A 903-nucleotide genomic window follows, 5' to 3' on the forward strand; every position below is an offset into this window, starting at 1 on the left:
TGGGTTTCCCCTCGTATCGTGGAGGTATCGCCTTTGAGGAGATGAACGGCGATGACGAGGAAGTATCGGAAATTCGACGAGGACTTCAAGCAGGGCGCGGTCCAGCTGGTGGTCGAGACGGGGAAGCCGATCGCGCAGGTCGCCAGGGACCTCGGCGTGAACGAGGGCACGCTGGGCAACTGGTGTGCCAAGGCCCGTGCCGCGCGAGATGGCGGCAACACGGGGCTCAGCGAGGACGAACGTGCCGAGCTGGTGCGGCTGCGCCGGGAGAATGTGGAGCTGCGTATGCAGCGTGATGTCCTCAAACGATCGACCGCCCTGTGGGTGCACGAAGCGATGGGCCGGTAGCCGTGGCCGGGTTCATCGCCGCCAGCAGGGCCGAATACGGAATCCCGCATGCCACCGCGTGCCGGGCGCTGGGAGTGTCCGAAGCCTGGTTCTACAAGTGGCGCCATGGTGATGCGTCGCCCCGGCATGCCCGCCGCGAGCAGCTGAAGATCGCGATCGGCCGGCTGTACGCGGCGCATCGGGGCACCTACGGGTCGCCGCGGATCACAGCGGACCTGCGCGGGGAGGGCTGGCGGGTCTCGGAGAACACCGTCGCCGCGCTGATGGCGGAACTGGGCCTGGCCGCGCGGCGCCCGCGGCGGCGCAAGCAGACCACCCGGCGGGGCCGGGGCCGGTGGCGGGCACCGGATATGATCGGGCGCAGGTTCGGTACCGATCGGCTGAACCGCAAGTGGTACGGCGACGGCACCGAGATCGTCACCGACGAGGGAAAATTGTATCTGGACAGTGTGCTGGACATGGGGTCGCGGCGGATCGTCGGGTTCACCCTGGGCGAGCACCACGACGAAGAGCTGGCAGAGTCGGCGCTGTGCATGGCGATCGCGGTGCGTGGCG

At 68.4% G+C, this 903-nt stretch carries 2 protein-coding genes; both read left to right on the forward strand.

Going from position 1 to position 903, the window contains the following annotated elements; translation table 11 throughout:
* Positions 1-51: 51 nt before the first annotated feature.
* Positions 52-348: a transposase gene (locus JJ683_RS18695; RefSeq protein WP_200176323.1), complete on the forward strand. Its 297-nt coding sequence runs from the start codon at positions 52-54 to the stop codon at positions 346-348.
* On the forward strand, positions 321-903 hold a 583-nt coding region (locus tag JJ683_RS18700), incomplete at its 3' end, for an IS3 family transposase (RefSeq protein WP_207280383.1). The genes JJ683_RS18695 and JJ683_RS18700, both read left to right, overlap by 28 nt.

The organism is Tomitella cavernea (assembly GCF_016599145.1).
GTDB classification, from domain to species: domain Bacteria; phylum Actinomycetota; class Actinomycetes; order Mycobacteriales; family Mycobacteriaceae; genus Tomitella; species Tomitella cavernae.